Raw genomic sequence first — 26,997 nt, 5'->3', positions numbered from 1 at the left:
CGGCTGGTCACCGGCGCCGGACAGCAGTCACAGCCAGCCAGTCAGCCAGGCCCGCAGGTGATGAGCAGCGGCAGCACTGGTGCCGCCACGGCAGCGGAGACGATCCCGAGCCACGTCATACGGTGCGGCCTCGCCTGCGGGTTGAGGACCCGGCGCAGCCGGATCAGCGCACCGGGCCCGCCCGCACCGAAGGCGGCCTGCGGTGCCCGGCCCGCGGCAACCTCGCACATCGCAGAGGCCAGGACCTCACGGGAATACCAGCGCAGCGCCCGGTCGTCCGCGATCATCTCCAGCAGCAGCGCCGTCTGCTCCCTGGCGTGCCGGGCGAGCGGTAGTCCGGGGAAGGCGTGCTCGAAGCCTTGCGTTGCCGCGAGAAAGATGTGATGCCGACACGCGATATGCGCGCGTTCGTGCTCTAGAGCCGCGCGCAGCTGTTCCGCGGAAAGGACGTCGAGCGCACCACGCGTGACGACGATCCGGCGGGAGCGTCCGGGCAGGCAGTACACGCTCGGAGTGTCGTGATCCACAATCGTGGCGCCGTACTCGGGCGCAGGGCGGCCAACCAGGGCAAGCATGTCGAGATGACGGCGCCGGACACGGCGGGTCCGCCACGCCGTACGCAGGAGCCAGCCGATCGGGAGCAACACGATGACAGCCGGGACCAGCGGGAAGGCGGCGTCGGCCGTGGTCGGCCCCGAAGCGTCCGTCGTGGCCGCCGGGAGAAGGCCGCACACGCTGAGCAGTCCGATGAGGCCGTTGTGCCCATGCTGTTCGGAAAGGGTCACGTGGTAGACCGCCAGCGCGGTGGTCACCACGAACGTCACCATCAACCCCTGCCAGGCAAGGACCGCCACGCCCGGGGCGCCATGCGCCCACGTTGCCCGCGCCAGTACATACGGCGCCACGGCACCGACCAGGACGGCGTATCCAGCGAGTGCCAGGGACGTGATCACGTATCGCTCCTCCGCTTCGCCGTACGCAGCGCCGAGCGTAGGGCATCCGCCTCGTCCGCCGAGATCTGCTCGACGAAACTGATGAGAGCGCCAGCCGGGTCAGGGCTGCTGCCGAGCGCCTCCTGCATGAGCGCCGCGGTGTACTGCTGGCGGGTGCAGGTGGGCTCGTACACCCAGGCCCGCCCCTCCTTCTCCCGCCGGAGCATGCCCTTGCGGTAGAGGATGTCGGCGACGGTCTTGACCGTGCTGTAGGCGATGGGGCGCGCTTTGTTGATGTCAATGAGGACATCGCGCGCGGTCGCCGAGCGCCCCCAGGTCCACAGGCGGTTCATGATCTCCGCCTCGAGCTCACCCAGCGGTCGCACGATCGCTCACTCCGCCTCTCGTCTCCGAATGCCCCGGCGTCAACGTGAGTTCATCGTAATCGCCGGGCGCGGCCCGTCCGGCGGCCACGGGCACGGAGCACGCCTCTACGGCGCGCAGGCATCGCGCCAGCGCATGGATCAGCAGAGCAAGCGAGGGGACGGCGAGAAGGGTTGAGCCCGTGCCCAGTACGACAGGGCCCCACAGACCCCGGGGCGACCATCACAGCTTGTTGCAGACCGGACAGCCGACCGCGAACGCGAAAGCGCGGCGACGGCCAGTGCACGCGCGGTGTGAGCCTGGCCGAACGACTCCCCACGACGTGGGATGCCAACTCCACTTGATGACGGTCACCGCAGGAACATGTGCTCCAGCTACCGGACTCAACAGGGGTTTGCGGCCAGGTCATCGAGCAGCCTCACGGAGATCTCCGCGCCTCCGCCGATCGGGTCGGCAGTCGCGAGTGTGACACCGATCTCAGCTTTGAAGATCATTTGTGCTCTCAGCCGATGCGTACACCCCACATGAAGGGCATTCCACTCCGGCTGATCGACTCGTAGCGCACGGTGGCCCCGGGCTTCGGGGAGTGGAGGATCTGTCCGTTGCCGGCGTAGAAGCCGACATGGCTCAGGTCGCTACGCATGATGATGAGGTCGCCCGGTTTGAGGGCACTGAGGGAGTTGATCCGGGTACCGGCATTCGCCTGCGCTTGGGAGGTTCGGGGTATGGAGACACCCGCTTGCCTGTACGCCCAGGAGGTGAGACCGGAGCAGTCGAAGGAATTCGGTCCGGAGGCGCCCCAGACGTACGGCATTCCGACCCTGCTCTTGGCGGCGCTGAAGGCTGCGGCGGCCCGCTGGGAGGCGCTGGCTTCGTCGCCCAGGTCGACCCGCTCGCTGGCTCGGTTGGCGCGCTCCTCCTCGGCGCGGATCCTGCCACGCTCCTCGGCCGTCAGCGTGTTGAGGAGCTTCTGCGCCTTGGCCAGCTTGCCCTGGATCTCCTTCTTCTTGTCCTTCAGCTCCTTGCGAGTCTCTGCCAGGCCCGAGAGTTTCTCCGCGGCTTGGACCCGCTGTTGCTCAAGGATGCGCTGCTTGGATTGGGCCGCCTTGAGCACACCGAGCTGTTGGCTGCTCAGCCGGTCGAGCGCGCTCGCCTTGTCCAGGTAGCCGTCGGGGTCGGAGGAGAGGAACAACTGCACTGACGGGTCGATGCCGCCACTGCGGTACTGCGCGGTGGCAAGCGAGCCGAGCTTGTTTCGGAGAGTGTTGAGCTCGTCTTGGCTGCGGGCCACGGTGTCCTGGAGTTCCTCGGCCTCCTCCTGCAGCTTTTCCTCCCTCTCCTTCGCCCCGTTGTACTTCTCCGTGGCCTGGGTGGCCTCTTCGTAGAGACGGTCGACCTGTGCCTTGACCCCCTTCTTCCTGGGGTCGGGCAGCGGGTCGGCGTGCGCCAACGGTGAGGAGACGGCGACAGCGGCGGCGGTCGCGGTGAACACGGCCGCGTAGCTACGGTTGTTCGGCTGCTTGGGACGACGATGGGACGCCACTGGGGCGAGCTCCTTCTTCCTCAGCCGCCTGCCGGGCGCGGGAGCTCATGACCCGGCTCCGCGCGACCACTGCGGATTCGGCGGTACCTCCGCCGCCACCTCGTCGAGGTGATCGACCGTGCGAAGGTTTAGCCGGGATACTAACTGGCTTAGCTCTTTCGCTTCAATTGCCAGTAGGGACATGTGACACACGGTGCGACCTCGGTAGCTCCCCGCATACCGCGGCCAAGTAGACCGCCCGTCGACGTTCCCCCAGCGAAACGCTCTCGCTCGCTCGAGAGCGCCGAGAGCGCCGGACGGTCTGCGTCCCGTGTGCAGGAAGTCGCGAAGCCCTGCCACGAAACAGGTCTGCGAGAATCGTGCCCACATGTCATGGCCAAAGATTCAAGTCGGCGACCGCTAAGCACTTTAGCGGGAAACGAAGTGGTGGTCGGTGCTCGATCTACGGCAGGCCCCGGAGCCGTCTGTGGTACCGAGGTTGCTGTCCTTCAGCAACCCTTCCAGTTGTGGCGGTCAGTGAGCGTGGCCGTCGTCGTGGCCGGAGTCGGCGGCGGCACCGCCTGTGGGAGGGTTTCGGGCGGGGATGTAGCGGCTGGGGGGTCCGGTTCGTGCGGCTGTTGCTGTTCCGTTTCCTCCTCCGCGCTTCCGTGACTGTGTCCGCCGCCTTCCGGCTGCTCACCCATGCCGGCGGCCACGTAGCGCAGTCCGGCGAAGCTGACCAGGGCGGTCAGCAGGACTGCCAGCCCCATCGGGCTGAAGATGCGTCTCCAGGAGGTCTCCGCGTCCTTGACTGCGTAGGCGACGAAGGAGACCGCTATCCCCAGGGGCACGAGCACGGCGCCGCGGGCCGGGAAGTCCTCGAAGTGCTGGAGGCCGCCGCTGAGCATACCGATGCCGAACGACAGCAGCAGCGACGCGCCGATGACCAGCAGCATCCTCGGCAGACCGGGTTTGTTGCGGGAGAGGAAGATCTCGTTGAGCACGGTAGCGGCGAGGAACACCAGGACGCCGTAGGCCGCGATGCGGGTATAGCGGGCCGGGTCCAGCGGATGGTGGACCACCGCTCCGCTGATGAGTCCGGCGCCGACGAAGTAGCCGACGTAACCGATATAGCGCGCCGGAAGCGAGTTCTTCCGGGCGCGCTGGGCGCGGGCTCGTCGCATGGTTGCTCGGCCGGGTCTGGGGGCGCTTGAGGCGGGCTGCTCGGCGAGGGCGGCGGGAGGCTCTGCGAGTTGGGACAGGGACAACGGGGACTTCTCTTTACGGGACGGGGCGTTGAGGGTGGCCTGGTTAGGGTGCGTCGATGACGCGCAGGGCAAGCCCGGTAACTGGTTTCGGGCCGAACGAGGTCGTTTTGCGGGGCAGCAGCACCCCGGCCCCGGCCAGGTCCCGCACCGTGTCCTCGGTGACTGCCGGCAGCAGGACCGCAGTGCCGGTGCCGGCTGCGGCGACGGCGGCCACAGCCTGACCGGCATCGTGTACATGGCGTATGGCACCTGGCAGATCGGGGACCGACCAGGCACGGTCCAAGAGGAGATGGTCGGTGACGGCTGCGGCAAGTCGATGCCATTGCCGCGGGCGTCCGGTCAGTGCCTCACGCAGCGCCTCGGGGTCAGGGGCGGTGATCGCCCAGGCCCGGCCGGCTCCGGCCAGCACCAGTTCTCCGGGCTCCGGCAGGCGCGGTCCCGGCAGCTGTCGCACCTGGGCCACGTCGGCGGCGGCCACCGCAGCCTTGTCCGGGTCCAGACCCGGCATCACCCGGTGGATCGCCGACAGGCGCAACGGATGGGTGGTGGAGTCGACCAGCAGTGCGAGGCTGCTCCGCCACGGACTCAGCTCATCCCCTTCACTCAACCGCAGGCAGGCCGCGTGGCGGTGGTGCCCGTCAGCGATGAGGGCTCGGCACCGTGACAGACCAGCAGTGATGAGGTCTTGTTCGTCCGGGGCGGTACAGGACCACAGCGTGTGGGTGATCGCGCCAGTACGAGCGGCGGCCACCGGTGGACGCCGGGTGACGTGATCGACGATCTGCGCCGTCGTCGATTCGGTGGACCGGTAGCTCAGCAGCAAGGGTTCCAGCTGGGCGCGCAGGCCGGCCATGGACCGGGCCCGCTGCCTGACCACATGCGGCTGTACGTCCTCGTGGGGCAGCACAGGGCTGGGCGTATCGCGGTTCAGACGCAGTTCACCGATCAGTCCCCGTTGCAGGATCCGGGCGCCGCGCTGCTGCTGGTAGACGTAGAGGGCGGGTCGGGTGTCCCGGACCAGTACGCCGCGTCGCCGCCAGCGGTCGAGCTGCCCGGCGGCGGTCTGCGGGTCGGTGGCGTGCAGCAGCCGGGCGATGTGATGGGGCCGGACACGTAGGGAGCGTGCGCGGGCGGGGCCGATGTCGTCGTACGGCGGGCAGATCACGTTGGACAGGTCACCAACCTGGACCGGGTCGTAGCGCACGGCCTGAAAGGGCAGCAGTTGCAGGCCAGTTGGAGTCGGCAGAGCAGGGGTCGGCATCGATCGCTCCTGGAAGTGGGCGCGGCCGGCCGGAGGAGCGGACGAGGCTGAACTCGTCCGCTCCTCCAGCGCGGCGCTGTCGGTCAGGCCGTCACGGACTCGGGCTGTGCCTCGCGCATTGGCGGCGCCAGGCGGCCGGTGCGGTGCAGCCCGTAGAGGGCGGCGGCGCAGGCCAGGCCGAGCGCGGACAGTGCGATCCACGGGAGCGCGGAGACGCCTGCCGCACGGGCGGCGTCGAGGGCCGCGCCGGTGAGCAGGTTTCCGAGCGTGATGCCGACACCGCAGATGGTGTTGTACAACCCGTAGTGGGTGGCGACGAGTCGGTTACCGGAGAGCCGGACGATGGTGTCCATCTCGAACGGGTAGGCGATCATCGTGCCCAACGCGAGGAGCAGCGCGGAGAGCGCAGGCGGCACGGCCGCGAGCAGCCAGAGCCTCACCCCGCCGTCTGGTACGGGGACCGCTGTGGGCACGAGCAGGGGCACGAACGCCACGCCCATGGTGAGCAGCCCCCATGTAAGAGCCCGCCCCGGCTCCATGCGGGCCTTGCACCAGGCGGTGACCTTGGTTTGGAAGAGGATCGTGCTCAGGCCCGAGACGGCGAAGAGCACCGCCACCGCCACCGTGCCGAAGGTTCCGTCGCCACCCAGGCGCCGCACCTCCAGCGGCAGGGCGAGATAGACCTGGAACTGCATGACGTAGAAGCCGATCATGGCTACCGAGAACAGCAGGAACGGCCGGTTGGCCACGATGCCGCGCCACTGGGACAGCACACTCTGCCGCTGGTCGGCTCCCTTGATGGTCTGTGTGTCGTTGGCGCGGCGGGCGGGCAGGGCGCGGATCTGCACGATGCTCAGCAGAGCGAAGATGCCGGCCGCGGTCAGGCAGGTGACGCGGAAGTCGACGCCGGTCAGCACCATGCCCACCAGCGGGCCGAGCAGGATGCCGGCCTGGTAGAAGACGTTGAACAGGGCGAACGCCTCGACCCGGCGGTCCCCGGCGTCTGCGGCCAGATAGGCGCGTACGGCCGGGTTGAAGAGGGCTCCCGCCAGTCCGGTGGCTGCGGAGGCGGCCAGCAGCGCGGGCAGGGAGTCCACGAGGCCCAGGGTGGCGAAGCCGACGATGCGGAGCACCAATCCGGCGATGATCATCGGCTTGTAGCCGAGTCGGTCGGCCAGGGTGCCGCCGACCAGGAACATGCCCTGCTGGCTGAAGTTCCGCACGCCCAGCACCAGCCCGACGATCCATCCGGCCAGTCCGAGGGTCCCGGACAGATGCGCGGCCAGATAGGGCATCAGCATGTAGAAGCCGAGATTGATGGTGAACTGGTTCACCATCAGCAGCTGGACGCTGCGCGGATAGGAGCGCACCTGCGCGAGGTTCCCCTTCACCGGTTCCCCTCCCCCCGCGTGCCGGACTGAGCGAGCTGCTCGACAGCGTCGGTCCCGAACGACGCGTCACAGTCCGTGTCGGATTCAGCGAGCAGGTCGATCCCCTCGACCTGCTCCGTCCCGTCGGACAGGGTGAGCGGGTCGACCACCGTGGCGCACCGTGTCCAGCAAGTGACCTCCTTCTCGTCCAGGCGGCCGATCACCTCGGGTTCGAGGGGCGGTGGGGAGTCGAGCAGGCCGTGGGCGGCGCAGTAGTCGTCGTCGTAGACGGTGCTCAGGTAACGCTGTGGGCCGTCGGGGAAGATAGTCGCGATCTTGGTGTCCGCAGGCAGAGTGCGGGCCAGCCATCCGGCCACCAGGGCGACCGCACCCACGCTCCACCCACCGGTGGCGTAGTGCGACGCGGCGAGCTGCCGGCAGGTCCACACGGCCTCGGCCGCGGCCACCCAGTGGACTTCGCTGAAGTTGTCGTAGGCGACGTTGCGGGGGTAGATGCTTGAGCCCAGGCCGCGCATCAGCCGGGTACGGGCGGGCTGCCCGAAGATGGTTGAGCCGATGGTGTCGACGCCGACGAGCTTCATCTCCGGGTAGAGGTGCTGCAGTACGCGGGAGACGCCGGCGGAGTGCCCGCCGGTTCCTACGCTGCACACCAGTACGTCGATGGGCCCCAGTTGGGACGCCAGCTCCAGCGCGAGCGGGGTGTAGGCGGTGGTGTTGTCGGGGTTGTTGTACTGGTCCGGGCACCACGAGCCGGGGTGCTGCGCCATCAGCTGCTGAACGCGGTCCCGGCGGGCCTGCTGCCAGCCGCCGGTGGGGTGGGGTTCGGAGACGACGTTGACCTGGGCACCGTACGCGGTCAGCAGCTGCGTCATGGACCGTTCGAGCCCTGGGTCGGTGACCAGGGTGACCGGGTGCCCGTAGACCATCCCCGCCAGGGCGAGCCCCAGGCCGAGGGTGCCGCTGGTGGACTCGATGATTCGGGCGCCGGGGCGCAGATCGCCGCGGGCGCGGGCCTGCTCGACCATGTGCAGGCCGGGGCGGTCTTTGATTCCGCCGGGGTTGAAGCCCTCCAGCTTTGCCCAGAATCCGCGATCAGCGGGGCAGAGGGGCTCGGAAATTCGGAGGACCGGGGTGTTGCCGACGAGCCCGGAAAGGGCGGAGCGGGTGGGGGGTGTGATGTCAGGGGTGATGTGCGGGTGCATCTTCCGCTCTCATTCAATGGTGGTGTGACGGGATGCTCATCTCGCGTGCCGTTCTTCGAACCCGGGGCATGTGACTTGGCCTGGGGCAGCACGCGGCAGCCGCTGTCGAGAGGGGCTGCGAAAGCCTCCGTCTAAATGCGCCACCGACAGACGACGGAGAGGGTGAACCGGCCTGAACGCCGTATCCGGGATCTGCGGCCGTCGGGCCGTGTGGCCTGCATCTGTACGGCCACGACGGCAGTCACTCCAGCCGCCACTCCGGCGAAGGCAGCCAGGGCCGCCGGGTTCGAGAAGAACTGCCTGGCTTGCGGCAGTACATGACTGACCATGTACGGCCCACAAGCAGAGCTGGGGTGCCGATGCGGCCCGTGGGACATCTCGCGCTCGACGGCCTGTGCCTCAAGCGGGAGCTGGCCGGACGACACCGGCGGCCGACCGTGCGTATGGCTGTCGCTGTCATGTGTGGCAGAACAGGCGAACGCCCACAGGAGTAGGCCGCCCAGGATGAAGGCCATCAGCCGGAGCAGCCGCTGGACACTGGCAGCCGGGCCGTCGATGTGAGGGTGAGGAAGGGGGTGGAACGGCATCGTCCCTCCGGGGAGCAGCCGCTTCTCACGGTTGTGGGAGAAAACGGCAGTCAGAGATCAGCAAGGTTCGGGGCAGGCACCGGGATCCCGCTCAGCGCACGGAAGCGCGGCGTACAGGGATCTGCGGTGCCGGGAACTGGCCGCAGCCAGCCGACCCGCCCGAATGGGCAGGGAGGCGACGACCAGTGGGGACGCCGGAATCTAGACCTGCTGAACTACTGAGTCTCTCGAACCCGTGGATGAGGGAAGGGCCGACTCGGGCCGGGAGGGGCCAGACTTCCCCGCCGCATAGGCGTGCGTGGGCGGCGCCCAATCCAGGGGAGCCAGACAAGGAGCGGCCAGTTCAAGCCCTTGCTGCGGCTGGCCGGACACGCATTCCTGAGCCGGATGGGAAGAGCCGTCACCGTGGTGATGGTCGTCAGATGCCGTGACCTCGGGCGAGGGATGCGCGACATCGTCACTGGGTCCGGACCCGCTCGTATGACCTGTGTCAATCCCGATGGATACGTGCACCGGCGCGCCTACACCGGCCGTCGCATGCCCCTCGGCGCTCTCCGCGCTCAGTCCGTGCGTGAACGCGACGCTGAGCAGCAGCGCGGCCAGCCACAGCAGACGCAGCGGACCCGCTGAAGAGCGGGCCCGCAGCAAGCCGGAAGGCGACCAGGCCGTAACCATGCCGTGATGCTAACCGTTGCGCGGAGGCGCGGCACAACTTCCCAGGGAACACAGGGTTAACACGCCGCACATACGCCCCGTACAAGGCGGCGGGGGCAATGTTCCGGATCCCTTTCCTGAAGGGATGAGACGGCAGGTCATCCAGCCCGCCACCTTCCGTAAGGGCTCTCGACGCTGCCAGGCTACGGTTAGTCGTGATCTTCCTCACTGTCCCACTGCCCAGGGCCAGTGCCACTCCACGCCGTGCAACACGTCCGGATCGCTGCCTGTTCGCATTCCGTGCGGGCCCGGTCCGCTCAGGGCTCCGGAGCATCGCCTGCGGACCGGGCGTCGCGGAGGGTGTCGGCCGCGGCGTAAACCAGGGCGGCGGCGATGGTCGTAGCGCCCCACATGCCCCAGGCGCCTGCGGGCGCGTCGGCGCCAAGGAGAACAGGAAGAGGAAGCAGACCGGCCGCGAGGAGGGCGGGGGCCGTGCGGTGGAGGGAGCGGGTCATGTGCGGGGCGTCCCGCCGGTGGCGACGGGTGAGATGGACGGCGCAGGCGGTGGTGGTCACGAATCCGAGAACGATCAGGGCCCAAGCGAGGATTTCCATGTGCGCTCACCTCCGGGCGGCCGACGGCTGGGGCCTGCGCGGCACGGGCCTGTCCAGGTGCCGTACTGCTACAGGCGCACCGCGGCGGCGTTTCGGCCAACAGGGCGGGAGTTGTTCGGCGCAGGTTCCACTGCCCGCCGCACGCGGCGTCCGCCATCACGCCCTCCTGGGCGCTTCTCGGTTGGCGGCTGGTCTGCGCTCGCCGCGAGCGAGGCCGCTCATTCTGTGCTGGTAGGTGGCTGCGTCGATCCGGCCGTGCATCCGTAGGCCGACGCACCATCGCTCAGCGTGTTGCAGAGCGGCTCGCCGGCCCCGAAGACGCGCCAGGGGCGGGCAGCGACTCTCGTTCGGCGTGATCAGGCGCGCAATGTCGTAGACCACCGCCGCAATGATCAGGGTGCCGATCAGCGTGGCTATTACGGCGCTCATGGCGCTCTCCTCGCCGATGCCGTTACGGAGCCGCCCGGGCCCGGCCGTTACGGCCGACCGGATCCGTTCTACTGATCGTGCTTTCGCAGCGGATCGGTCTCGTCCGTGTGCTGGTTCGACTTGCCCTGGCCGCCGTGCATGCCACGCATCATGAAGAACATCATCAGCGGACAGGCGGCGACGATGGCCAGGAGGACAAGGGCTTCAACAGGCACCCCGAGCACCAGGGCGCCGACGAAGGCAATGGCGAGCGCGAGCGCGTACAGACCGTAGTTGCGCTTGTTCGTGTTCATGGCCTCCCCCGAGGGAGAGCGGACCGCAGGGTTTGCGTCCACAGCCAGTATCAGGAGTTGGTGGTTGGGCCGGAGTGCACCGCGTGGCCAGGCGCCGCTACTACTCCTCCCTCGTCAATCTTCCCACGGGCCACCACCTCGCCTGGCTGTATGAGGACGAGGGCCAGGCGCGCGGGAAGTCACCCGCATGGTCGCCGACGACCCGAGCTCCAGATCGGCGCTCTCCTCACCTTCGCCCTTGCGCCGTGCGCTGTATCTGTAATCCGTTGCCGCGGTCCAGTAAACCCCGAGGGGGTATATTGAACGGTCTTCGGGCTCCCACGGGGCCCTGACGGAGGGAAGCCCGGGTGGAGACGGTGGCGACACGGAAGGCCCACGAGGGCGCCGTTCGCTGGGCGCGCGGCGCCGTCATCGCTCTGTTTTCCGCGCTGGCGGTACTGGTCCACCATGAGTCGGCCGCGATCACCGTCTCCTCGGTGCAGTCCGCGCCGCATGCTGGGCATGCCATGCCCGGTATGACCTCCGCGTCGTCCGCCACCGCGATGCCGACGGGCTTTGCCGCCGACCATGCGCATCTGCCCGACGTGCACGCGCCTGCGCACGGCTCGTCCGACAGTGCCTGCGCCACCCTGGGCATACAGCACTGCACCACCGCCAGCATCGACAGTGCGAAGCTCGCCGTACCGTCACCAGTCCACGCCGAGCAGCTCCCCAGCCCGTACCAGGCCGTCACCAGCACGATGCCCGCGCGCACGATCGGCCGCGCACCACCCGACCTGTCGGTCCTCTCCCAACTGCGCATCTAGGCCGGGCCCGACGGCACCCGTGTGCCGTCTTGAGCCCGCGACCAGCAGCGCAACCAGAGAAGAGGACCCATAACCGTGAACAGCGTCAACCGCCGCTCCGTCCTGCTCGCCGGACTCGGCGCCGCCGGTGCGGGCATGCTCGCCGCCTGCAGCAGCTCCGGCAGCACCCCCGCCCTGATCAGCCCCTCCGGCTCTCAAGTCGCCCGCGCCGAGAACAAGCGCGCCGGCAGCGACAGGCAGCACAAGATCACCCTGACCGCCGCGCCCGCCATGCTGGACCTGGGCAGCGGCACCATGGCCAAGAGCTGGGCATTCGACGGCCGGGCCCCCGGCAAGGAGGTGCGCATCGCCGCAGGGGACACTCTGATCGCCGAGCTGGCCAACCAGCTGCCGAACAAGACCGCCACCTCGATCCACTGGCACGGTCTCGCGTTGCGCAACGACATGGATGGCGTGCCGCCCGCCACGCAGGGCCCCGTCCGGGCCGGCGGCAGTTTCACCTACCGCTTCACCGCCGATGCCCCCGGCACCTACTTCTTCCATCCGCACATCGGCGTCCAACTCGACCGCGGGCTGTACGCCCCGCTGATCGTCGAGGACCCGCGCGAGCCGCTGGCGTACGACGACGAGTGGATCGTCGTCCTCGACGACTGGATCGACGGTGTCACCGGCACCCCCGACGAGGTCTTCGCCGAGCTCAAGAAGGGCATGGGCGGCGCGCACGGCAGCTCTGGCTCCAGCAGCACGGAAGGCCACGACATGCATGGCATGGGGGACATGGACGGCGATGCGGCGTCCCCATCCGCCTCTGCCTCGTCCGGTGACATGCCGACGAAGTTCATGCTCATGAGCGCCGAGAGCGATCTCCTCGGCGGCGACGCCGGAGACGTGAAGTACCCGTATCACCTCATCAACGGCCGGATCCCGGATGCCCCGGACGTGTACACCGGCAAGCCCGGCCGCAAGGTCCGCCTACGGATCATCAACGCGGGCTCCGACACCGCCTACCGGGTCGCCCTCGGCGGGCACAAGCTCACCATCACCCACACCGACGGCTTCCCGGTCCAGCACCAGCAGGCGGACGCCCTCCTGATCGGCATGGGCGAGCGGTATGACGTCCTGGTCACGCTCGGCGACGGAGTCTTCCCGCTCGTCGCACTGGCCGAAGGCAAGGACACCAGTGGCCTGGCCCTGGTCCGCACCGGCTCCGGCCGCGCACCGTCCAATACCGTCCGGCCGAAGGAACTCGACGGCATGATCATGGCGGCGTCCCGGCTACGCGCCGACGACGACGTACGGCTGAACTCCGCCAAGAGCGACGTCACGCACCAGGTCAGGCTGACCGGCGGCATGGACAAGTACGACTGGGCCATCAACGGCAAGCCGTTCGACATGGACGATCCGGACGCGAGCCCGATCCTGATCGAGGAGGGTCAGCGGGTGCGGCTGGACTTCGTCAACGACACCGACATGTGGCACCCGATGCACCTGCACGGGCACACCTACCAACTCGGCAGTTCCGGCCCGCGCAAGGACACCTCGATCGTGCTGCCCAAGAAGAAGCTGTCTGTCTTCTTCGACGCCGACAACCCCGGCCAGTGGATGCTGCACTGCCACAACGCCTACCACGGCGAAGCCGGGATGATGGCGAACGTGGCCTACCGGGCCTGACAGGCCGTCTCGCGGCTGGGCGGCACACGGGAGCCCCCTGGTGCCGCCCAGCTCTCTGTCATCCCGGCGGGCACAGCGACCTTGGCGATTCGCGGCTCATCCTCCGCGAGCAGGGTCGGCCTCGGCCGCTCTCCCATTCAGCACGAGGGGCGCAGCCCGGCCAACGTGACGACGACAAGTCGGCGGACGGCTGCTTCGGATGGCAGGTTGCCGGCGGCGCTGAGGGAGTGAAGGCAGTAGTTCGCGAGCTCATCGGGCGCGACATCGTCCCGGAGGTCGCCGGTTTCGGCGACCTCGGCCAGTAGGTCTCGGAACAGGTCGATGAGCTGCTGCTGTGCGTGGGCGACATGCTCAGGACGATGCAGGAGTACTGCGAGTTCTTCGGTGCCGTGGCGCCCGCGGTGGTAGCAGATGAGCGCGTAGTGCTCGAGTACCGCTTCGAGCCGCTCGCCGGCGTCGCCGGGTTGGTCCCGGAGTTCGGCGAGATGTTCCAGGTGGCTGGTGACGTGACGTTCGTGGTGGGCAACCAGGATCGCTTCGACGTCCGGGAAGTACTTGTACAGAGTCGCGCGACCGATCCCGGCCTTCTCAGCGATCTGCGTCATGGTCACCGACATCAGCCCATGCTCGGTCACCAACTGCCAGGTGGTCTCCAGGATCGCCTCGCGCACCGCGTGGCGGTGCGCCTCGATCGTCTCGTTCCACAACTTCGGCACTCGTGCAGTGTACGTGACGACGATTCCGCGACACTTCGACTTGTGATAGACACAATGTATCGTAAAAAGTTGTCCGGAACACCTCGCGCCCCGGAGGAAACCTCATGGCTGACCCGCCCCGCTACCCCGACGCCGACGACGGCACGGGCGTGGAGCCCGACAGTGGATTGCCCTCCAGCGGACCGCCCAGGGCGCCGCGGTGGGTGAAGGTGTCGGGAATCATCGTCGGTGTACTGATCCTGCTGGTCGTGATCGTGAAGCTCACCGGCCTCGGTGGTGATCACGGCCCTGGCCGGCACACAGGTGCCAGCGGCACACCGCCGGCTGCCGTCACAGAAATCCAGGCGATGCCCGGCGGTAACCCGGGCGGCCACGCACCACCTGAGGGCAGCTACTGATGATCATGTCGCCCCGGCTCCGCAAGATTGTGCTCACCACACACGTCGCCACCTCGGTCGGCTGGCTCGGCGCGGTCCTTGCCTACCTCGCCCTCGATGTCACCGCTGTGACCAGCCAGGAAGTCCCGACGGTGCGTGGCGCGTACGCCGCGATGGAGGTGACGGTTCTGTACGTCATCGTCCCGCTGGCCCTCGCATCGGTGCTCATCGGGATCGTCAACGCGCTGGGCACCCCGTGGGGCCTGTTCCGTCACTACTGGGTGCTGGTGAAACTCGCGCTCACCGTCTTCGCCACCATCGTCTTGCTGATAGAGACCCAGACCGTGAGCCGCCTGGCAGAGACAGCAGCGTCCAGTGCCAATCCCCGCGAGCTGCCAGGCACGCTGCTCCACTCCATCGGCGGCCTGGTGGTGCTGGTGATCATCCTGATCCTCTCGGTGTTCAAGCCGCGGGGCGTGACCCGGTACGGGTGGCGCAAACAGAACGAACAACGGCGGAACCAGCGCGCCCGCCCTACGGCGCCCGTTGGGTAGATGCAGCAGCTCCGGACTTCGGCGGAAGCCAACCGACTGATCCCGCAGGCCGCCGGTCCCGGCCCATCCCCGTAGGGCAAGGCCGGGACGACTGCATTGCACAGGGGGTGAGCGATGACGTCAGCGGTTTGCGCCCTGCCGGCGCACATCGGGATCCTCCGTGCGTCCGGGCTTCGTCGCCCGGAAGCCGACTCCCTGTCCCAGAGGCACTCTTCTTCAGGGCAGCCCACTACCTGGTCGGTGGGCGGACGCAACGATCCGGCACGTACTATGGCGCTTAGGTTTTCGTACAGGGAGGCGGCCGGGATGCGGGGCTTCGGCGAGCTCGAACAGGCGATCATGGACGTGGCGTGGGCCGCGGAGACGCCACTGACCGTGCGGGAAGTGCGGGAGCGGCTGAACCGCGACCGGCCGCAGGAGCTGGCGTACAACACGGTGCAGACGGTGATGGAGATCCTGCACCGCAAGGGCTGGCTGTCCCGGGCCAAGGACGGCCGCGCGTTTCGCTACCGGACCACGAAGAGCCGTGAGGAGTACGCGGCCTCGCTGATCGACCAGGTGTGGGCCACCGGTGCAGACCGTACCGCGACGCTGGTGCGGCTGTTCGGCGAGCTGGACGACGCCGAGGTCGCCGAGTTGCGTGCGGCGCTCGCCGCGCGCCGCGAGGGGAGCCGGTCGTGAGGGTGGCCGTTGTACTGCTCGGTTACGCAGTCCTGCTTGGGCTGCTGGCCCCGCCGCTGCTGGCCCGCACCACCTGGGCGGCACGGTCGCCACGGCTGGCGATCTGGGCCTGGCAGGCGCTGACCGCGACCGTCGTGATCTCTGTCGCGCTGGCCGGGCTGGCGCTGGCTGTGCCGACGGTGCCGGTCAGCGGCAGCCTGGCCGATCTGCTGCAGGCGTGCGTGCTGATGCTGCGGGAGCAGTACGCGACGCCGGGCGGCGCGGCGGTGGCCGCGAGTGGCACGACACTGGCAATTGTGCTGGCGGGCCGGGTCGGCTGGTGCCTGGCGGCGGGCCTGCTGCGAGCCCGCAGGGAGCGCCGCGAGCACGCCGGGGTGCTGACGATGGTCGGCCGCGCGCACGCCGGTCTCGGGGTCACTGTGCTGGACGACGACCGTCCGGCGGCGTACTGCCTGCCCGGCCTCGGGCACCGGATCGTGCTGACCTCGGCGGCGCTGGCCGCGCTGGCGCCGCACGAACTGGACGCGGTGATCGCTCATGAGAAGGCGCACATCCGCCAGCGCCACCACCTGGCCTTGGCGTACGCGGAGGCGCTGGAGCGGGCCTTCCCCAAGGTAAGGCTGTTCGCTGTGGCGGCGGATCAGACGCGGCGCCTGGTGGAGATGGCCGCCGACGACGCGGCCACGGCCCGCACCAGTTCGCTCACTTTGGCCACCGCCCTGGTCGAGCTGGCCGGGGCGGGCACGCCCGCGGCCTCGCTGGCGGCCTCCGGCGGCCACGTGGCCGGTCGGGTACGCCGACTGCTCAACCCGCCCCGGCCGCTGCGCCGGGCAGTGGTGTGGGGCGGGGCACTGGTGGCGGGCGCAGTGTTGGCGCTGCCGCTGGTCCTGGCCGCCCAGCCCGCGGTGGCCGCAACGGGCATGAGTACCTGCCCGCTGCCGGACGCGCCCGTCGCGAGCGCGCAGGCTTTCGTCTGATCCCAGCAGGCGACGCTCCCTGTATCTGGTAGGTTCACCATCATCACCTATGCAACTTAGGTATTCGAGGTGGACCGGCCATGCCCACATCCGAGACAGCCACGAACTCCTCTGGGGCCCCTGGTCTGGGCCCGCTGACTGTGCGGATGGCGCTGTGCCCCGGACCCGGGCTCACGCGATAGTGCTGACGCCCGTATCCCGTTGGCTCCCGGCGCTGTCCGGCGCGCGGGGGCTTGTCGCACGGCTGCTGACCGTCGTCCTTGTCGCTGTGGCAGCCGCCACGCTGGTGTGCGGTACTGCGGCGGCAGCATCGATGCCGCCGGGCACGGCGGCGGGCCACGAAGCACAAATCACCCGCGCCCCGTCGTCGGCGGACATGGGCAGCATGGACGGCCGGGCCGTCGCCACGGCCATGCCGGACGGCGCGGCGGCGTGTGAGCAGTGCGCTCAGGACGGCCGCGCGTCCTGCCATGCACCAGTGCCCGATGCGGTCCGTGCCACCTCGCCCGGCCCGCAGCCGGGTGCCACCTCCGGCTGTGGAGAGTCGTATATCCCGGCGCCGAGTGCGCAGGCGCTCCTCACGGACCACCTGACCGGTGTGGTTTCCCGCCCGCCAGACCTTCATCTGTTGCAGCGCCTGCGCGTGTAGGGCATCGGCGGAGCCGGTACGCCCGCTCCGCCCCTGTGCCTCCCACGACCACACACCGCACCGCACCAGTAACAGCAGCGTCGCGCAGCCGATCGCGGCGGAAGAAGGACATCCCATGGGATCCAAGTCGAAAGCCAAGAGCGCGGACCGGAAGGCCCGCATCGCCGAGATGCGCCGCGCCGAACAGGCCCGCGAGAGGCGCAACCGGATCATCGCCATCACCGCCTCCACCGTGATACTCGCCGGCGTCGTCGGCGGCGGCTGGTATCTGCTCGACGCCGCCAACGAGAAGGAGAAGGCCCAGGCCGCCCCGGTCAAGGGCGAGCAGACCTGGTCCGATCTGAGCCAGAACCACGTAAAGACGCAGGTCGACTACCCGATGAGCCCGGCCGCGGGCGGCGACCACCACCGGGTCTGGCTCAGCTGCGACGCCCAGGTCTTTACGAAGGAGGTCAACGAGGAGAACGCCGTGCACTCCCTGGAGCACGGCGCGGTCTGGATCACCTACAACGACAAGGCCGCCAAGGCCGACGTCAAGACGCTGACCGAGAAGGTGACCAGGACCCCGTACTCGTTCATCAGCCCCTACAAGGACCAGTCTTCACCCATAACCCTGACCGCCTGGGGCCACCAGTTGAAGGTGGACAAGGCGTCGGACCCGCGTGTGGACCAGTTCCTGGGCAAGTACGTCCAGGGTGAGCAGACCCCGGAGTCGGGCGCCTCCTGCAGCGGCGGGAGCATGCAGTGACCGAGGCTGACACCACTCGGAGCAGCCCCGCCCGCTGGCTGCCGTACGCCGGAGCCGCGCTCGCCCTGTGCCTGGCCGTCCTCGCCCTGGTGGCGATGACGTCCTCCCGCGCCGATGCCTCGACCCCGGGCGTGGACTCGGCGGACGCCGGGTTCGCACGGGACATGGCGGTGCACCACCAGCAGGCGGTGGAGCTGTCGTTCATCGTGCGCGAGCGCACCGACGACGAGGAGGTGCGCCGCCTGGCGTACGACGTCATCAACACTCAGGCCAACCAGCGCGGCATGCTGCTCGGCCGGCTGGACGCCTGGGGGCTGCCCAAGACCTCGCAGAAGCCGCCGATGGCCTGGATGGACCACGCCATGGACTACCAGCCGCACGACGGGTCCCTGATGCCGGGCATGGCCACCAACGCCGGAACGGACCGGCTCCGGGAGGCCGAGGGCACGGACGCGGAGGTGCTCTACCTGGAACTGCTGACCGCACACCACCAAGGGGGCATCGACATGGCCCAGGGCGCCGCCGACCTGGCCGAGGACCCGATGATTGTCCGGCTGGCCGAGGGCATGGTCCGCGGCCAGCAGTCCGAAATGAAGCTCATGGCCGACATGCTCGCCGACCGCGGCGCGAGCACATCGCAGTGAGAGAAGAGTGGGGAGCCCGCAGGGGCCTGGCTGCCTGCGGCCGTGGGTCAGCCGTGCCCCGCGCGTTCTCGGGAGGACCGCCGCACCGCCATCACGGCCACCAGGGCCACGGCCACCAGCGGCACGGCGGCGGCGTACAGCAGCAGTCCGGTCGGCGTCCCGGTCTCGGGGCCGGTGCGCAGCAGGTCGGCGTGGGCCTGCTGACGGGCGGTCAGCGCCACCAGCAGGGCCAGACCAGCCATGACCACGGGCCAGCGACGCGCCACGTGCAGGTTCAGCCATCGGCCGCTGATCCGACCGGCGGCCTCGCGCAGCAGCACGGCGGCGGCCCCGGCGACGAGCACGACGCTGAGCGGGTTGTAGCGCCACGCCAGGTCGAAGTCGCCGAGCATCGCCGCGTGCAGCCCACGCGTGCCGCCGCACAGCGGCCCCATCACCCCCGCATAGTGCAGGGGCCCGTGCAGGTCCACCGGCGGCAGCCCGAAGACCGCCAACGCCCCGCCCGCCGCGATGCCGACCAGTGCCAGCGGGCCGAGCCACCGGTGCCGGTCGCGCTCTTCCCACACCGGCCGACACGGCGTCCACCGCCGCCCGTACCCGCTCATCCCACCGCCTCCATCCTTCTCCGTCCCTTGGCGGCCACACCGTGCGCGCGTCCGTGCTGGCCACTGTCGGCACCGCGCTGTCCGCTCGCACCCCGCCACGGCACATGGGCGAGCGGTCGCGTGCGGCCGTGGCCCGGCCGCACCGAGAGGCGGGGGCGAGCGCGGGCGGCATGCAGGGTCTGCCGTACACTCCACCCGGACACCTAAAGTACTTAGTTTTTCGCGCAGGTGTGGCATGTCCGCACTGCCTCACACCGGGGATTTTTCATCATGCGCAAGCCCACCGTGCTCGCTGCCGCTCTGACCGCCGTCGCGGCGCTCACCCTGTCTGCCTGCGGCAGCGGGGCCGGGGCGGAGAGCAAGGACACGCCGTTGATTTCCACCGACGCCACCGCCCCCGCGGTCAGGCGGGTGCTGGACCAGCCGTTCACCAAGCCGGACCTGGTCCTGACCGACACTCACGGCAAGGCGTTCGATCTGCGCAAGGAGACCAAAGGCCGCCTGACGTACCTCTACTTCGGCTACACCCACTGCCCGGACGCCTGCCCGCTGACGATGAGCAACCTCGGTCTCGCCTACAAGGACCTGCCCAAGGCCGACCAGGACAAGGTGCGGGTCGTCTTTGTCACCACCGACCCCGAACGCGACACGCCCAAGGAACTCGGCAAGTGGCTGCCCAGCGCCGGGCACGCCGACTTCATCGGCCTGAGCGGCGATTTCGCCACCGTGCAGGCCGCGGCCCGCTCGGTGGCGGTGGGCATGGAACCGGCGACCAAGGACGCCAAGGGCAAGGTAACCGCCACGCACGGCAAGACGGTCCTGGCGTTCTCCCCCAAGGACGACAAGGGGCATGTGCTCTACCACGGCGGGGAGGCCACAGCCGAGGACTACGCCAAGGACCTGCCCAAGCTGCTCAAGGGCCAGAGGCCGTGAACCGCCGCCGCACGGCTGAGTGAGGCACCGGCATCGCCCCGGACTCCCGCGGGTCCCTCCTCGCTCACCATCACCTTCGGCTCGGGGCACAGCTTTTTCACTGCATGAGCCTCACCCCTCGACCGGTGAAGAGCCGAGACCTCACTCTTGCGCCCGGCCACGCGTTGACTTTTGACCCCCGGGCCAGGTTCTAACGTCACTCGTGACAGTGAGAAGTGTCAGGTGAGGGGGATGCCACGGCATGCGCGGTAGGGCGATCGGGCCGGACGGGCGCCGGTGGGCCGGACTCCTCCTGACGGCTCTAGCGGCCGGCGCGGGAGTGTGGGGCTACGTGCAGTCCGACGCGCATCAACTCCACGATCCCGCCCACGCTCTGCAGCAACTCGATCTGCTCTACCTCGACCAGCCCGCCCCGGGCGCGGAAGAACTCGGTCTCGCCCCCGGCCGAGCTGCCGTGGTGGTCTTCTGCCGGACGCGCTGCCCGCTGCCCGAACTTCCACAGGCGCAGGTCGTACGCTCCACGGACGCGCACTTGGCCCGGCGCTATGCGCTGGTGACCGACACTGGGCGGATCGGGCCCGGCTACGCACTCATCGACGCGCGCGGCCAGCTGCGCTACCGCACCTTCGATCCCGGACTTGCCGACCACGAGCAGGAGATCAGGACCCTGATCGAGGGGCTGCCATGAGCCGCCGGGCGTGGATCAGCGCAACTCTGGTCCTCACCATCGAGGTAGTGCTGTATGTGGTTTACACCAGCTACGGCGCTCAGTTCCATTTCTGGCTGCACGGACTGTTTGGCGGCGCCCTCGGCCTCGCTGCCCTCACTGTCGTCCGCATGCTCCCCCGTCATGGCCCCGGCCGGGCCTCGCCGTGGGAATCGGGCTTCCTCGGCCACCTTTACAGCGCGCTGCCGGATCTGCTCTTCCTCGGCTTCGGGGTACTGCACGTGCTCTGGATGGACGTCTTCTCCTTCCACATCACCTTGCACTTCATCCCCGCGCCCCTGTACACGATGCTCGCTGTCTTCGTCCTCACCTTGGCCGCCTACGGTCTGGTCATGGGGCGGCGTCGGTGGTCTGCCGTCGCCGTCCTGGCCGTCGCAGCCGCCGTCGTCGTCATCGCGCTGGCCTTCGCCGCCCCGATTCCGCACAGCGTGCAGCAGATCCGCGACCATCCCGGACTGTCCCTGCTGTGCCCGGTACCTACGCACCGCTGAGAGTCGTTTCTGTGGCGACCACTGCTGGCAGTCTGCCGGGTGAACTCGTGCAGTCGAACGGGCCCCGCAGGGCCCGCCCTGGGCGCGAGTGCACGTGAGGGCCGCTTACGCGGGTTGCTACAGCTTGTTGCGGTTGAACGACGTCAAAAGGCCAGCACCGCGCATCAGGGTTCCGACCTGGTGTTTTCGATGATGTGGCAGACAAGGGCGTTTTCTCCGCGGTCGGCGGCCTCTTCGGCCTGGGCTCGGGCGTGCTGCAGGGTCGTGCGGAGGGCCTGCAGGTCGGCGATACGCCGGTCGATGTCGGCGAGGTGCTGGTCGAGGAGGTCGGTGACGTGGGCGCAGGGCTGTTCGCCACGGCGCTGGAGGTCGAGGATCTCCTTGATCTCCTTGAGGCTGAGGCCGAGGGCCTGGGCCTGGCGGATGAAGCGGAGGACGGGGACGGCCTCGTCGGTGTAGGTGCGGTAGCCGGCGGCGGTGCGCTCGGGCGGGTCGATGAGGCCGTTGGATTCATAGAGGCGGACGGCCTTGGGGCTCAGCCCGGTGCGGGCGGCGATGCGGCCGACGGTGAGCATGACGGTGGCCCTTTCGTGCGAGTGCTGCCAGTCTGCGCTTGACCTTGCCCCAAGGGCAAGGTTTTACCGTCCGATCATGACCGTAGATGAAGGCGACGGCTGTAGGGGCGCGATGGCGGTGACTCCGCTGAGCGGCCGGTGCGCCGAAGTCGTCGAGCGGGCCGAGCACGCCTGCTTCGGGATCAGCCCGTTCAACAGCTACTTCTCAACCGCCCGGATCCGCGAGCTGGCGGCCTGGGGGCTGGAGCGGTTCGAGCGGGTGGACTTCTTCGTGCCAGACGCACCGAGCGCGTACACGTTCGAGGCGCTCGGCTACGCCCCCGAGAAGGCCGCGTGGAAGGCGCGCAGGCAGGGCCAGTACACCCGCAACAAGATCGTCACCGCGCTGGACTCACTCGGCCGGGCCGACGCGGGCAAGCGGGTGCTGGGCTGGGCCGAACTGGAGAGCAATACGGCGTTCGGGCGCCTCCACGAGGGCGGACTGCGCCGGTACGCCGAGGACGCGGACTTCCGGGAAGCCTGCCGGGAGGCCACCGGGTGGGTGCTGGCCGGGAAGCTGCCCGCCGGGCAGGCGCCGGACGAGAAGCAGGTCGAGCACGCGGTGCGTTACTTCCTGGCCGAGTTACCGCTGTTCATCGACACCCCGTCCATCGTCGGCGCCGGCACTTCCGTGTTCTGCTACCACCAGCCGCCTGCTGTCCTGCGCCGCCTGTACGGAGGCGAGCTGACCTGGCGTCCTGCCGCCGGGCAGGGCTTCGCCGTGGTCGCGCCCACCGTACGAGACAAGAGATAAGGAACCGCCCATGGCAACCAGCACGCGGCCCGATGCCGAACAGTCCATAGAACTGGCCATCACCGGGATGACCTGTGCCTCCTGCGTGGCACGGGTGGAACGGAAGCTGGGCAAGCTGCCCGGCGTGAGGGCAACGGTGAACCTCGCGACCGCAACCGCGCACGTGACCCGGGAGAGCCCCGACGTCGGGGTGGAGGAGCTGGTCGCCGCCATCGAGGCCATCGGCTACGGCGCCGAGGTGCCCCGGGCCGAAGCCCCGGCCGCCGAGGAAGAGGCGGTCGACGCCGAGGGCGCACACATCTCCGGGCTGCGCCGCCGCCTGATCGCCTCGACGGTGCTGGGCCTGCCCGTGGTGATCGTGTCGATGATCTCCACCCTGCACTTCCCCGGCTGGGAGTGGATGGCGCTGCTGCTGACCACACCGGTGGTCGCGTGGGGTGCGTGGCCGTTCCACCGGGCGGCAGCCCTGAATCTGCGCCACGGGTCGGCGACGATGGACACCCTGGTGTCGCTGGGGGTGCTGGCCGCCTACCTGTGGAGCGCCGGGACCCTGGCCATGGGCGGGGAGCACCTGTATCTGGAGGTCGCCGTCGTGCTGACGGCGTTCCTGCTGGCCGGCCGGTTCTTCGAGGCGAGGGCCAAGCGGCGGGCCGGGGACGCGATCCGGGCGCTGATGGACCTGGGCGCCAAGGACGTCGCCGTACTGCGCGACGGCACCGAGATACGCATCCCGGTGGAGCGGTTGGCGGTCGGGGACCTGTTCGTCGTACGGCCCGGGGAGAAGATCGCCACGGACGGTGTGGTCGTCGAGGGCGCCTCGGCGGTGGACGAGTCGCTGCTGACCGGGGAGAGCGTGCCGGTGGAGGTCGAGCCTGGCTCGGCCGTGACCGGCGCCACCGTCAACAGTCACGGCCGCCTGACCGTACGGGCCACGCGTGTGGGGTCGGACACCAAGCTGGCGCAGATCGCCGCCCTGGTGGAGCGGGCGCAGACCGGCAAGGCGGCGGTGCAGCGGCTGGCCGACCGGATCTCGGCGGTGTTCGTCCCGGTCGTCATCGCCCTCGCCGTGGGCACGTTCGGCACGTGGCTGCTGACCGGCGCTCCGGCCGCTACCGCGCTGACCGCCGCCATCGCCGTGGTGATCATCGCTTGCCCGTGTGCGCTCGGGCTGGCCACGCCGACCGCGCTGATGGTCGGCACCGGGCGCGGCGCGCAGCTCGGGCTGCTGATCCGCGGGCCCGAGGTATTGGAGTCGACGCGGCGGATCGACACCGTGGTCCTGGACAAGACCGGCACGGTCACCGAGGGCAGGATGCGCCTCGTCGATGTCGTACCGGCCGAGGGCGAGGACGAGCAGGAGTTGCTGCGGCTGGCCGGCGCTCTGGAGGACGCCAGCGAACACCCGATCGCCACCGCCATCGCCAACGTCGCACGCGAGCGCCTCGATTCACTGCCCGCCGTGACCGGCTTCGCCAACACCCAGGGCCGGGGCGTGAGGGGGCAGGTCGAGGGCCGTACGGTCCGTGCGGGACGGGTCGCGTGGCTGGAGGAACACGGCCAGGAACTGCCCGACGGACTCGACCGCGCGCGGAAGGAGGCCGAGGCCGAGGGCCGTACGGTCGTCTTCGCCGCCTGGGAGGGGCGGGTGCGTGGCGCGCTGGTGGTCGCCGATACCGTCAAGGCGACCAGCGCCGAGGCGGTCGCCGACCTCAAGCGGCTCGGCCTCACGCCGGTTCTGCTGACCGGTGACAACACGGCGGCCGCCCATGCGGTGGCGGCCGAGGTCGGCATTGAGAAGGTCATCGCGGAGGTCCACCCCGAGGACAAGGTCGCCGAGGTCCAGCGCCTCCAGCAGGCAGGCCAGGTCGTGGCGATGGTCGGCGACGGCGTCAACGACGCGGCCGCCCTCGCCCAGGCCGACCTCGGTCTGGCCATGGGCACCGGCACCGATGCGGCCATCGCGGCATCGGATCTGACCCTGGTACGGGGTGACTTGCGGGCGGCGGCGGACGCGATCCGGCTGGCCCGCCGCACCCTTCGCACGATCAAGGCGAACCTGTTCTGGGCCTTCGCCTACAACGTCGCGGCGCTGCCACTGGCCGCGCTCGGCCTGCTCAACCCGATGATCGCCGGAGGCGCGATGGCCTTCTCCTCGGTCTTCGTGGTCTCCAACAGCCTGCGGCTTCGCCGCTTCCAGCCGCTGCGCTGAGTCCTGCACGAAGGGAGCCCCGGGCCCTCAGGCTCCGGCGCCCCCTTCCACGTGCTCAGCAGCCCGCCCACCCTGCCGTACATCACCCGTCGGCGGATCCGGGGGCGGGCTTGCGGGCGGCGAGGCGTTCGACGATGCCGAGCGTGAACCGGTCCCGCTGCTCGATCTGAAGTCCTTCCGCCTGGACGCGCCGCAGCGGTCGGCGCATGAAGTGCTCCCCGCCGAGCGGAACGGTGACGAGTTCGAAGAGCCGCTGGATCGCACGGACGGGCCAGGCGGAGCTCGCGATGTGATCCAGCAGCAGAAGCCGGCCTCCGGGCTTGAGCACGCGGCTCATCTCGGCGACGGCTCGCTGGTCGTCGGGGATCGCGCACAGGGACAGGGTGCACACCACGGTGTCGAAGGCGGCGTCGGGGAACGGCAGGGCCTGGGCGTCGGCCTCGCGCAGGTCTGCGGTACGGCCGAGTTCCTCGGCGCGGCGCCGGGCGATGTCCAGCATCTGCGGGCTCCACTCGATGCCGGTCAGCCGGACGTCCGGAGGGTAGAAGGGAAGGTTCAGCCCGGTGCCGATGGCGACCTCCAGGACGTCGCCGGTGGCCTGCGAGCAGACCCAGGTACGGCTCTCGCCGAACAGGGTGCGGTCGAGGAACCGCATCTGCCGGTCGTAGGAGCGGGCATGCTTGTCCCAGTAGCGGCGCAGCCGCTCGTTGCTTTTCGGCTCGGGCACGGTGTCATCCTCTCCGCTGCCGGTCTCTCCCGCCTGTCACAGGTGGCCCGCCGTAGCCCGGCCGAGAGGATTTCCCGGCCAGGCCGCACCGCCGAAACAGTCCTGGCTTTCTGGGCGGTCTCGGGTCAGGGGGCCGGCCGGGCCGTGTAGTCGCCCGCCTGCTGCACCGCCGCGACGAGGGCGGCGGTGTCCACGTCGGCGCCCTCCTCCAGGCGGACGGTGGTGCGTGCGGCGTTCACGTCGGTGGTGGAGGAGCGGACGCCGGGGATGTCTTCCAGCTCGTCGTCGATGAGCAGGCCGCAGCTGGAGCAGTGCATGCCCTCGACGAGGAGCACCAGCTGCTCGCCGGTGTCGGCGGTCTTGTTCTTGCGGCTGAACAGCTTCATCACAGGTCCTTCTTGAAGTCGATGGTGCCGGTCTGCATGCCCATGGCGCAGGAGAAGCGGAGGGTGCCAGGCTTACGGGTGCCCAGGTCGACATTGGTGTCACCGTCACGCTTGACGATCTCTTGGACCCCGAGTTCGGGGATGGTGAAGGCGCGGGCGCAGCCGCCGGAGTCCTTGCCGCGCAGCACCAGCGTGGTCGGCACCCCGGCCTTGGCCGTGAACTGGGTGGGAACGTAGAAGTCTGTCACGGTGAGGGTGATCACCTGCTTGCCGGAGGCGTCGATGCTGACCGGCCCGTCCGACGCCCCCGTACTGCCATTCGAAGGAGTGGGCGCGGCGGCCGCCACAGTCGTGGAACTGGTCTTGAAGGAGACCCAGCCGCCGGCCTGGAGTCCGGATCCGATGGTCCAGGCGGCGACGGCCAGCACCACGACGCCGGTGGCGATGCCCAGGCGGCCGGACAGCGCCCGGCTGGAGCGGCGGAAGAGGTAACCGAGGACGGCGAACAGCGGGGCGGTGCCCAGCACGAACCCGGCCATCACCGCAGCCCCGGCGATCGGGGAGCCCGCGGTGATCGCGAGCAGCTCCATCGACAGCGTCACCCCGCACGGCACCAGTACCGTGGCGAAGCCGACCAGCGCCGGGGTGGCCATCGACGTGGTCCTGGTGCTGCGCCGCGCCAGCCGCCCGAAGGAGGCCGGAGGACGGGGGACGAGCCGGCCCACCGCCTTGACCCCGAAGAGGTCGAGAACGAAGAGCACCATCAGCGCCCCAGCGATGATCAGCAGCACTGCCTGCGCCCGGGGACTGGGCTGCAACGCGGCGCCGAAGATCCCCAGCAGCGCGCCGAGGATCGTGTGGGAGAGCAGCTTCCCGGCGAGGAACGCGCCGACCGGGGCCAGATGCCCGGCCGTCGGCTCTAGGGACGCAGTCGATGCCGCACGCCGGGCCGGGCTCGAACCGGCGGCCGGGGGCCGCTTGTTGGCGGACGAGGAAGATGAGTGAGACGCGCGGGCGGGCATGCGGGCCTGGGCGGGATCGCGGCGGGTGACCGCTCCGGCCAGCAGACCGCCTTGGACGGCGGCGCACGAGGCGCCACCGGCGAGCAGACCGGTGCTGACCCCGGTGATGAGCAAGGTGATGGACGACGGCATGCGTCGTGACTCCTGTTCAGATACGACGGCAGGCGCC

29 protein-coding genes are annotated in these 26,997 nt (G+C 69.5%); 13 read left to right on the top strand and 16 right to left on the bottom strand.

All coding sequences use genetic code 11. The annotated features are described in order from the left end of the window. Positions 1-41: 41 nt before the first annotated feature. The 10 genes from H8R17_RS08700 to H8R17_RS08655 all read right to left on the bottom strand — a co-directional run bounded on the left by H8R17_RS08700 (position 42) and on the right by H8R17_RS08655 (position 10,537). Positions 42-953 (bottom strand): M56 family metallopeptidase, encoded by a 912-nt coding sequence (locus H8R17_RS08700; RefSeq protein WP_187822561.1) that lies wholly within the window; start codon positions 951-953, stop codon positions 42-44. Continuing rightward, a complete protein-coding gene (locus tag H8R17_RS08695) occupies positions 950-1,318 on the bottom strand; it encodes a BlaI/MecI/CopY family transcriptional regulator (RefSeq protein ID WP_187822560.1) in 369 nt (122 codons plus the stop codon). Before H8R17_RS08695 ends, H8R17_RS08700 begins: the two co-directional genes overlap by 4 nt. A 500-nt stretch (positions 1,319-1,818) precedes the next feature. Then, positions 1,819-2,859 carry an NlpC/P60 family protein gene (locus H8R17_RS08690; protein WP_187822559.1) on the bottom strand — a complete coding sequence of 347 codons (1,041 nt, stop codon included), beginning with the start codon at positions 2,857-2,859 and terminating at the stop codon, positions 1,819-1,821. Between the two features lie 488 nt (positions 2,860-3,347). Continuing rightward, positions 3,348-4,022, bottom strand: coding sequence for a hypothetical protein (locus H8R17_RS08685; protein WP_187822558.1), 675 nt, complete (start codon positions 4,020-4,022; stop codon positions 3,348-3,350). A gap of 127 nt (positions 4,023-4,149) precedes the next feature. Then, the gene (locus H8R17_RS08680; RefSeq protein ID WP_187822557.1) at positions 4,150-5,367 is read right to left on the bottom strand and encodes a DUF1015 domain-containing protein; all 1,218 of its coding nucleotides are present in this window, start codon (positions 5,365-5,367) and stop codon (positions 4,150-4,152) included. A gap of 83 nt (positions 5,368-5,450) precedes the next feature. Beyond that, positions 5,451-6,758 (bottom strand): MFS transporter, encoded by a 1,308-nt coding sequence (locus H8R17_RS08675; RefSeq protein WP_187822556.1) that lies wholly within the window; start codon positions 6,756-6,758, stop codon positions 5,451-5,453. Continuing rightward, entirely contained in the window at positions 6,755-7,960 is a 1,206-nt protein-coding gene (locus tag H8R17_RS08670; RefSeq protein ID WP_187822555.1) for a PLP-dependent cysteine synthase family protein, read from the bottom strand. Before H8R17_RS08670 ends, H8R17_RS08675 begins: the two co-directional genes overlap by 4 nt. 1,558 nt (positions 7,961-9,518) lie before the next feature. Next, complete coding sequence (locus tag H8R17_RS08665) at positions 9,519-9,815, bottom strand: hypothetical protein (protein WP_187822554.1); 297 nt, start codon at positions 9,813-9,815, stop codon at positions 9,519-9,521. 156 nt (positions 9,816-9,971) lie between these two features. Then, on the bottom strand, positions 9,972-10,244 hold the full coding sequence (locus tag H8R17_RS08660) for a hypothetical protein (protein ID WP_187822553.1): 273 nt from the start codon (positions 10,242-10,244) through the stop codon (positions 9,972-9,974). Positions 10,245-10,312: 68 nt separating this feature from the next. Next, the gene (locus tag H8R17_RS08655) at positions 10,313-10,537 is read right to left on the bottom strand and encodes a DUF2933 domain-containing protein (protein WP_187822552.1); all 225 of its coding nucleotides are present in this window, start codon (positions 10,535-10,537) and stop codon (positions 10,313-10,315) included. Between the two features lie 356 nt (positions 10,538-10,893). On the opposite strand from H8R17_RS08655, the gene H8R17_RS08650 reads away from it, so the two are divergent. Both H8R17_RS08650 and H8R17_RS08645 read left to right on the top strand, forming a co-directional pair. After that, positions 10,894-11,343: a hypothetical protein gene (locus H8R17_RS08650; RefSeq protein ID WP_187822551.1), complete on the top strand. Its 450-nt coding sequence runs from the start codon at positions 10,894-10,896 to the stop codon at positions 11,341-11,343. 75 nt (positions 11,344-11,418) lie between these two features. Beyond that, on the top strand, positions 11,419-13,014 hold the full coding sequence (locus tag H8R17_RS08645; RefSeq protein WP_187822550.1) for a multicopper oxidase family protein: 1,596 nt from the start codon (positions 11,419-11,421) through the stop codon (positions 13,012-13,014). A gap of 137 nt (positions 13,015-13,151) precedes the next feature. On the opposite strand, the gene H8R17_RS08640 is transcribed toward H8R17_RS08645, so the two are convergent. Beyond that, positions 13,152-13,685, bottom strand: a complete 534-nt coding sequence (locus H8R17_RS08640) for a TetR/AcrR family transcriptional regulator (protein WP_316959349.1) — start codon at positions 13,683-13,685, stop codon at positions 13,152-13,154. Positions 13,686-13,834: 149 nt separating this feature from the next. Here H8R17_RS08640 and H8R17_RS08635 point away from each other — a divergent pair, with 149 nt between their 5' ends. The 6 genes from H8R17_RS08635 to H8R17_RS08605 all read left to right on the top strand — a co-directional run bounded on the left by H8R17_RS08635 (position 13,835) and on the right by H8R17_RS08605 (position 18,360). Beyond that, positions 13,835-14,128 carry a hypothetical protein gene (locus tag H8R17_RS08635; protein ID WP_187822548.1) on the top strand — a complete coding sequence of 98 codons (294 nt, stop codon included), beginning with the start codon at positions 13,835-13,837 and terminating at the stop codon, positions 14,126-14,128. Next, positions 14,128-14,661 (top strand): DUF2269 domain-containing protein, encoded by a 534-nt coding sequence (locus H8R17_RS08630; RefSeq protein WP_187822547.1) that lies wholly within the window; start codon positions 14,128-14,130, stop codon positions 14,659-14,661. The genes H8R17_RS08635 and H8R17_RS08630 overlap by 1 nt, the downstream gene beginning before the upstream one ends. A 306-nt stretch (positions 14,662-14,967) precedes the next feature. Then, complete coding sequence (locus H8R17_RS08625) at positions 14,968-15,342, top strand: BlaI/MecI/CopY family transcriptional regulator (RefSeq protein WP_187822546.1); 375 nt, start codon at positions 14,968-14,970, stop codon at positions 15,340-15,342. Continuing rightward, positions 15,339-16,319, top strand: coding sequence for a M56 family metallopeptidase (locus tag H8R17_RS08620; protein ID WP_187822545.1), 981 nt, complete (start codon positions 15,339-15,341; stop codon positions 16,317-16,319). Before H8R17_RS08625 ends, H8R17_RS08620 begins: the two co-directional genes overlap by 4 nt. A gap of 764 nt (positions 16,320-17,083) precedes the next feature. After that, complete coding sequence (locus H8R17_RS08610; RefSeq protein ID WP_187822543.1) at positions 17,084-17,716, top strand: DUF3105 domain-containing protein; 633 nt, start codon at positions 17,084-17,086, stop codon at positions 17,714-17,716. Then, complete coding sequence (locus H8R17_RS08605; protein ID WP_316959348.1) at positions 17,713-18,360, top strand: DUF305 domain-containing protein; 648 nt, start codon at positions 17,713-17,715, stop codon at positions 18,358-18,360. The genes H8R17_RS08610 and H8R17_RS08605 overlap by 4 nt, the downstream gene beginning before the upstream one ends. 47 nt (positions 18,361-18,407) lie before the next feature. Here H8R17_RS08605 and H8R17_RS08600 read toward each other — a convergent pair whose 3' ends face one another. Further along, positions 18,408-18,965: a DUF2752 domain-containing protein gene (locus tag H8R17_RS08600; protein ID WP_187822542.1), complete on the bottom strand. Its 558-nt coding sequence runs from the start codon at positions 18,963-18,965 to the stop codon at positions 18,408-18,410. 270 nt (positions 18,966-19,235) lie between these two features. Here H8R17_RS08600 and H8R17_RS08595 point away from each other — a divergent pair, with 270 nt between their 5' ends. From H8R17_RS08595 to H8R17_RS08585, 3 genes are all read left to right on the top strand, one after another. Next, on the top strand, positions 19,236-19,898 hold the full coding sequence (locus H8R17_RS08595) for an SCO family protein (RefSeq protein ID WP_187822541.1): 663 nt from the start codon (positions 19,236-19,238) through the stop codon (positions 19,896-19,898). 241 nt (positions 19,899-20,139) lie between these two features. Beyond that, a complete protein-coding gene (locus H8R17_RS08590) occupies positions 20,140-20,586 on the top strand; it encodes a hypothetical protein (RefSeq protein ID WP_187822540.1) in 447 nt (148 codons plus the stop codon). Beyond that, entirely contained in the window at positions 20,583-21,116 is a 534-nt protein-coding gene (locus H8R17_RS08585; protein ID WP_187822539.1) for a hypothetical protein, read from the top strand. Before H8R17_RS08590 ends, H8R17_RS08585 begins: the two co-directional genes overlap by 4 nt. Before the next feature lie 164 nt (positions 21,117-21,280). Here H8R17_RS08585 and H8R17_RS08580 read toward each other — a convergent pair whose 3' ends face one another. Beyond that, entirely contained in the window at positions 21,281-21,691 is a 411-nt protein-coding gene (locus tag H8R17_RS08580; RefSeq protein ID WP_187822538.1) for a heavy metal-responsive transcriptional regulator, read from the bottom strand. A 76-nt stretch (positions 21,692-21,767) separates the two neighbouring features. Between H8R17_RS08580 and H8R17_RS08575 the strand changes: the two genes are divergently transcribed. Further along, positions 21,768-22,484 (top strand): tRNA-dependent cyclodipeptide synthase, encoded by a 717-nt coding sequence (locus tag H8R17_RS08575; protein ID WP_223124799.1) that lies wholly within the window; start codon positions 21,768-21,770, stop codon positions 22,482-22,484. A 10-nt stretch (positions 22,485-22,494) separates the two neighbouring features. Continuing rightward, positions 22,495-24,693, top strand: coding sequence for a cation-translocating P-type ATPase (locus H8R17_RS08570; RefSeq protein ID WP_187822537.1), 2,199 nt, complete (start codon positions 22,495-22,497; stop codon positions 24,691-24,693). A gap of 82 nt (positions 24,694-24,775) precedes the next feature. Here the strand turns inward: H8R17_RS08570 and H8R17_RS08565 are convergent, their stop codons facing one another. The 3 genes from H8R17_RS08565 to H8R17_RS08555 form a co-directional block, all read right to left on the bottom strand. After that, positions 24,776-25,420, bottom strand: a complete 645-nt coding sequence (locus H8R17_RS08565) for a methyltransferase domain-containing protein (RefSeq protein WP_316959347.1) — start codon at positions 25,418-25,420, stop codon at positions 24,776-24,778. Positions 25,421-25,545: 125 nt separating this feature from the next. Further along, positions 25,546-25,806 (bottom strand): cation transporter, encoded by a 261-nt coding sequence (locus tag H8R17_RS08560; protein WP_262505117.1) that lies wholly within the window; start codon positions 25,804-25,806, stop codon positions 25,546-25,548. Beyond that, positions 25,806-26,960, bottom strand: a complete 1,155-nt coding sequence (locus H8R17_RS08555) for a sulfite exporter TauE/SafE family protein (protein WP_187822536.1) — start codon at positions 26,958-26,960, stop codon at positions 25,806-25,808. The genes H8R17_RS08560 and H8R17_RS08555 overlap by 1 nt, the downstream gene beginning before the upstream one ends. Positions 26,961-26,997 lie beyond the last annotated feature (37 nt).

This window comes from Streptomyces sp. TRM68367 (assembly GCF_014495685.1).
In the GTDB taxonomy this organism is placed as follows: domain Bacteria; phylum Actinomycetota; class Actinomycetes; order Streptomycetales; family Streptomycetaceae; genus Streptomyces.
Note: the sequence above shows the minus strand (reverse complement) of the source record. Positions and strands in the feature narration are given on the sequence as shown.